The organism is Helicobacter apodemus (genome assembly GCF_000765745.2).
Classification (GTDB): Bacteria; Campylobacterota; Campylobacteria; order Campylobacterales; family Helicobacteraceae; genus Helicobacter_D; species Helicobacter_D apodemus.
Genome location: NZ_JRPC02000043.1, coordinates 1 through 4,449 on the forward strand (window position 1 = coordinate 1; position 4,449 = coordinate 4,449).

General features: G+C 27.9%; 6 protein-coding genes and 2 pseudogenes. 4 read left to right on the forward strand and 4 right to left on the reverse strand.

Features of this window, described 5'->3' with window-relative positions:
* The 3 genes and pseudogenes from LS72_RS09955 to LS72_RS09965 form a co-directional block, all read right to left on the reverse strand.
* Positions 1 to 208 (reverse strand): annotated as a pseudogene (locus LS72_RS09955) (hypothetical protein); the annotation flags it as partial.
* Positions 205 to 897 carry a hypothetical protein gene (locus LS72_RS09960; RefSeq protein WP_034554964.1) on the reverse strand — a complete coding sequence of 231 codons (693 nt, stop codon included), beginning with the start codon at positions 895 to 897 and terminating at the stop codon, positions 205 to 207. The gene LS72_RS09960 and the pseudogene LS72_RS09955, both read right to left, overlap by 4 nt.
* Positions 898 to 1,031: 134 nt before the next feature.
* Positions 1,032 to 1,496 carry a hypothetical protein gene (locus LS72_RS09965; RefSeq protein ID WP_034554962.1) on the reverse strand — a complete coding sequence of 155 codons (465 nt, stop codon included), beginning with the start codon at positions 1,494 to 1,496 and terminating at the stop codon, positions 1,032 to 1,034.
* Between the two features lie 640 nt (positions 1,497 to 2,136).
* Between LS72_RS09965 and LS72_RS09970 the strand changes: the two genes are divergently transcribed.
* The 4 genes and pseudogenes from LS72_RS09970 to LS72_RS09985 all read left to right on the forward strand — a co-directional run.
* Positions 2,137 to 3,207, forward strand: coding sequence for a hypothetical protein (locus tag LS72_RS09970; protein ID WP_138155316.1), 1,071 nt, complete (start codon positions 2,137 to 2,139; stop codon positions 3,205 to 3,207).
* Entirely contained in the window at positions 3,194 to 3,505 is a 312-nt protein-coding gene (locus LS72_RS09975) for a hypothetical protein (RefSeq protein WP_034554960.1), read from the forward strand. Before LS72_RS09970 ends, LS72_RS09975 begins: the two co-directional genes overlap by 14 nt.
* A 4-nt stretch (positions 3,506 to 3,509) precedes the next feature.
* On the forward strand, positions 3,510 to 3,863 hold the full coding sequence (locus LS72_RS09980) for a hypothetical protein (protein WP_194145605.1): 354 nt from the start codon (positions 3,510 to 3,512) through the stop codon (positions 3,861 to 3,863).
* A 68-nt stretch (positions 3,864 to 3,931) separates the two neighbouring features.
* Positions 3,932 to 4,024, forward strand: a pseudogene (locus LS72_RS09985) (type II toxin-antitoxin system YafQ family toxin); the annotation flags it as partial.
* 152 nt (positions 4,025 to 4,176) lie between these two features.
* Here LS72_RS09985 and LS72_RS10970 read toward each other — a convergent pair.
* The coding region (locus tag LS72_RS10970; protein ID WP_202978625.1) for a hypothetical protein at positions 4,177 to 4,449 on the reverse strand (273 nt) is incomplete at its 5' end.

Below are 4,449 nucleotides of genomic sequence, written 5' to 3' on the forward strand. Positions count from 1 at the left end.
TTGTAAAGTATTCTTTAGGTAATTCCTCTATTCGTGCTTCAATAACATAATAGCGTTGAATTTCGCTAAGGAGTGCAAAAATATTTCTAGTATTACCAGCAAGTCCCTGTGCAAAGGAAAGGTTATTCCATTTATCATTACCTTGATTTCTTGTATGTATAAAATCTCTTTGGTTGGTATCTCTTTGATTGTTTAAATTTACATTCATCGTATAACCTCTACTCTCACACGCTCTCTATACAATTTAGCAAGTTCTATAATTTCTTTTTTGGGGAGATTTGATTTTGAAATGAGTTTAATTTTATTGAAATTTCTCTCTATGTGTATTATTTCTTTTGGATTTGAAAAAATCTGTTGAATATCTCTTAAGATAATATGGTGAGAAATTCTATCTAGTATTATTAAATTGTCTCTTTTTTGAATGGAATGAATATGGAAGTTAATAATTGATTTATTTGTGTATAATCCCCTTTTTCTTTCTAAAACAATTAATTTATTATTTGGTGCATAAGCAATGCCAAATTTTGTGGCTATAAAGTATCCATTTTTATTCTTTTTTACAACCTCTCCACTAATAATTCCATATTCATTTTGAATGGCGTATTTGATTTTTTCTAGGTTTTTATTTTTTGCTAGATATTTTAAATTTTTTGTAAGAATTTTTTGAAGCCTATCTTTTTGATGGGATTTTAAAGAGACTATGCTTTCTCTATACTCATTAAATCTGTTAATGAGGGTCTTATAAAAAATGTAGTTTCCATTGTCCCTATAAGAATTAATTTGCACTCTACCTAATAGAGTAGAAAGTGATTGTTCTATGGTATTAACAACCTCTGCTTCAGAAACTCCATATTTGCTAGAAAGATTTTGAATATGCTCATCTATTATTTTATTCATTTATTTTTTTAAGTTTGGAAACTCTTTTGAATGAATTACCAAAATAAACTCCTTATTACTTGTCTTACAAAGTTTTTTATTATTACACAAAAAGGTTACCTATAAGACAAAATGATTCTAAGAAGTTCTAAATATCATCTTTTAGGTTTGCTTTTTTGTTTTTTGTATTCTTGAGAATTTCTATCAAGCGGTGTTACATTTTTTAGAGCAATATTTAAAATACCCTCGAATTCTTTTAAGTCGTTATTAGAGAGTGCGAATTTTTTTGTTAGACAAGCGTAAATGTAGGCATCTTTAATATTTAGATTAGGGTATTTATTTTGTAGGGATTGAACCTTTTTTGAATTTAAAATATTCATTCTTTGTTTTCTGATGCTATCTTTGACTCTTGCTAATACTTCTTTAGCGTATTTATTCCATATCGTATAGAGTGCTTGTTCTCCATAGATTTTACAAATAAATGCTTTTATGTTTTTATGCCCCGCTGGTAGTGATAATCCTAAGAGTGAATTTTTTTCAAACTTCATTATGAAGCCCTCAATAATATTTACCACTCTTTGTTCTTTTAGTGTGAAATTGTCGTTATTTTTCTCTTGCATAATGCTCCTTTTACACTCAAAAATTATTACGAAAAAAGGTAACCTACAAGACATAGCAAAATAGAGTTAGTGCTTGGGGATAAATGATGTGCTTTAGAAAAGCTAAAAAGAGCATGTATTTTTTAGGAGTATTTTGGGGATAATATTTATATTATAAACCATGGAAAGTTCATTGTTTTACATTTTTTGGAATATTTTGCCTATATGGAATATTCTTATAGGAAAGATAGCGTCAAAAAACATATTTTTAGGAATATTCTTGGTATATGGAATTGTGTTATAGGAAAGACGGTATTTAAAAACATATTTTTAGGAATATTTTGCCTATATGGAATTATATATTTAAATTTTAGGAATATTCTTGGTATATGGAATTGTGTTATAGGAGTGTAATCTTAATGTTTTTTGTGGTATCTATTGATACTCTCTTTGTTAAAAACTTGCAAGAATATCCTTTAGCTTTTCTACCATATCCATATTAATACCTTTTGTTCTTTCATTTTAAAAGGATTTTAATATAAACAATTTAAATCCTGCTTCATCAACAGCTTATTTAAACTTTCCAAAGAGAGAATTTCATCCTTAGTATGAGGGGGTAATTTATAATTTTGCTTTAATATATTTATAATATAATAGTTCTATGAATAAAGCTTATTGTTCAAAAAAATATTGTTATTATTGTAATGTTATCAGGAGGAAATATCAAGCTAAAAAGCATTTGAAAAAGAAAGATAAGAAAAAATTTAGCAAGAATAGTTTCTGCAAAAAAATCAAACCATTTGAATATCCATCACTAGAGCTTAACAAAAAAGATATAAATAAAATTATAGATGATACAATAAAACTTTCAGAAAATCCCGAAAGTTTTGCAATTAGTTTTAGAAAGTTAGTAAAATTTGATTTGGGATTGTGCCTAATTTTTACAAGTCTTTTAGAACATTTTAGTGAAGCGAAAAATGTTCGTTTTGCTTTCAAAAAACATTTAATGCCCAAAGATAAGAATATAAGAAATATGTTTATTCAAACGGGAATTTTTGGGATTTTATGTAATAAACCTATTCAAATTCAAGAAGGTAAAATGTGCATTTTAAAAGCTTCCATTAGTAACGCGGAAGAATTAAAGCAAGTTCTCTTGAAAATTTCTAAAGAAATAGTAAAATTCTCTCTTGAAAAAATCAATATTGCTGATAATAGTAATGCAAGAAAACATTTGAATAAAATCTTTGATGAACTTTTACTTAATGTAAAATCTCACGCCTATACGGATAAGATAGTATATTTGGCTGGTGAAGTTCAACAAGATGTGATAAAATTTGCTATTCTAGATAAAGGAATAGGTTTTGCTGGTTCTATTCAAAAGCGAAGTGATTTTATGGATAATTTTTTTGACAAGCTTAATCCCAATAATGGCAATTATGTGAAAGTCATATTTGAATCCAATATGAAAAGGCATAGGAATTACTCTGGAGAAAATATCAGCAGAGGTAATGGGACAAAAAGGTTAGAGGAAAATATAAGAAAATGTAAAGGAGCGAAGATGCAAATTATATCCAAGCAAGATTTTTACGAACTATATTGTGATGACAAAAATACGACAAAATATAGTTCAAATAGCAATAAGGTAAAAGACCACGAAGCAATAGGGACATTAATAAGTTTTGAGCTACCTATAAGAGAATTTTTAACAGGAGTGCAAGATGGAAATATTTAATTTTGAGAAAGAATATACAACAACTCCATATGCAAGAAATGCGGAGCACGATAAAGAAAAAAATGGTGAAGATTTTGAAAAAAACTATCTTTCAAAATGGATTAATAAAAAACAAGAAGTTTTAATCAAGGTTGGTAATCTTGAATTACCATTTTCCGATTCTTTTGTTGATGCAAGTTTCTGCAAATTAATCCGCCAAAATAGAGAGTTGTTTGACAAATATATTAAAATAGACAATAAAACGGAAGATGAAAAAGATTTACAAAAAACCATCAAAGAAGTTTTAGCAAGAGACTAACTTTATGGAATTCATAGTGAATTTAGGCTCTTCCTTGGGAGGAGTAATTGGGGGTTGGGTTATTACTAGTTATTATTATAAAGCGACCAAAAAAGACTATCAAAAACAAAAAATTTTGGAGAAATTAGAAAGCTTACATAAAGATATAGATTTTGCATATAAAATACAAAGCAAAGAAGAGAGAAAAAGTAGACTTATACAGATTTCATATACGAGCGTTCAATATCAAGGATTATTGTTGGGAAATTCCGTTGGAGATTTACAAGATATTCTTTTTAAAAATTCAGATAATAGGGAAGAAACAATGGTTGAGATAACACGAGTTTTTAAACGATATTTCCCAGAATGTTTCATTTAAAGACTTTATCACCCTCAGGTAATTCATCTCTTGTTTAAAGAAGTAAGGGTTTTCTTGCTTGAGGTTTGATAAAACCCGATTTGCTTTTAGTCTATAAAAAGCAAGATGATATTCTTATGCTAACTTGTATTAATGTAGGTTCTCATAGTGAGATATTTTAAATACTGAAATATATATTTAATCACTTTTAAAACCTATCCACATAAGCTTTAAAAAAGATTAAACACCCAAAGGGTGAAAGGTTCTAACACAATAGGTTTGTGTTAGGGATACTTAAATTATTAGCATTATTTTGCTATCTTTACTTTTTTGTTTAGTTAAATATTTTTCGTAAAATTACTAATAATACAGGGAAAATGATAAGAAAAAATCCTATTCCTCCAAAAAAAAGACCAAACAAAATAAAAACCCCTCTTGCGTGTCTTTTTGCAAGAGCTAATTTTTCTTTTTCAATCTCTACTCTCTCTTTTTCCACACTATTTTCACCCCCTTGAGCCTGAAGCATTCTTAACTCTAACTCTTTCTCTTTAAGAGCAATTTCACGCTCTCTTAATTCAAGTTGTTTTCTAAGAATTTCATCATCTTG

What these genes read in the sequence shown, in the direction of transcription:
- LS72_RS09965 (WP_034554962.1), bottom strand. Translation starts at nt 1,496, where the DNA reads ATGCAAGAGAAAAATAACGACAATTTCACACTAAAAGAACAAAGAGTG.
- LS72_RS09980 (WP_194145605.1), top strand. Translation starts at nt 3,510, where the DNA reads ATGGAATTCATAGTGAATTTAGGCTCTTCCTTGGGAGGAGTAATTGGG.
- LS72_RS09970 (WP_138155316.1), top strand. Translation starts at nt 2,137, where the DNA reads ATGAATAAAGCTTATTGTTCAAAAAAATATTGTTATTATTGTAATGTT.
- LS72_RS09975 (WP_034554960.1), top strand. Translation starts at nt 3,194, where the DNA reads ATGGAAATATTTAATTTTGAGAAAGAATATACAACAACTCCATATGCA.
- LS72_RS09960 (WP_034554964.1), bottom strand. Translation starts at nt 897, where the DNA reads ATGAATAAAATAATAGATGAGCATATTCAAAATCTTTCTAGCAAATAT.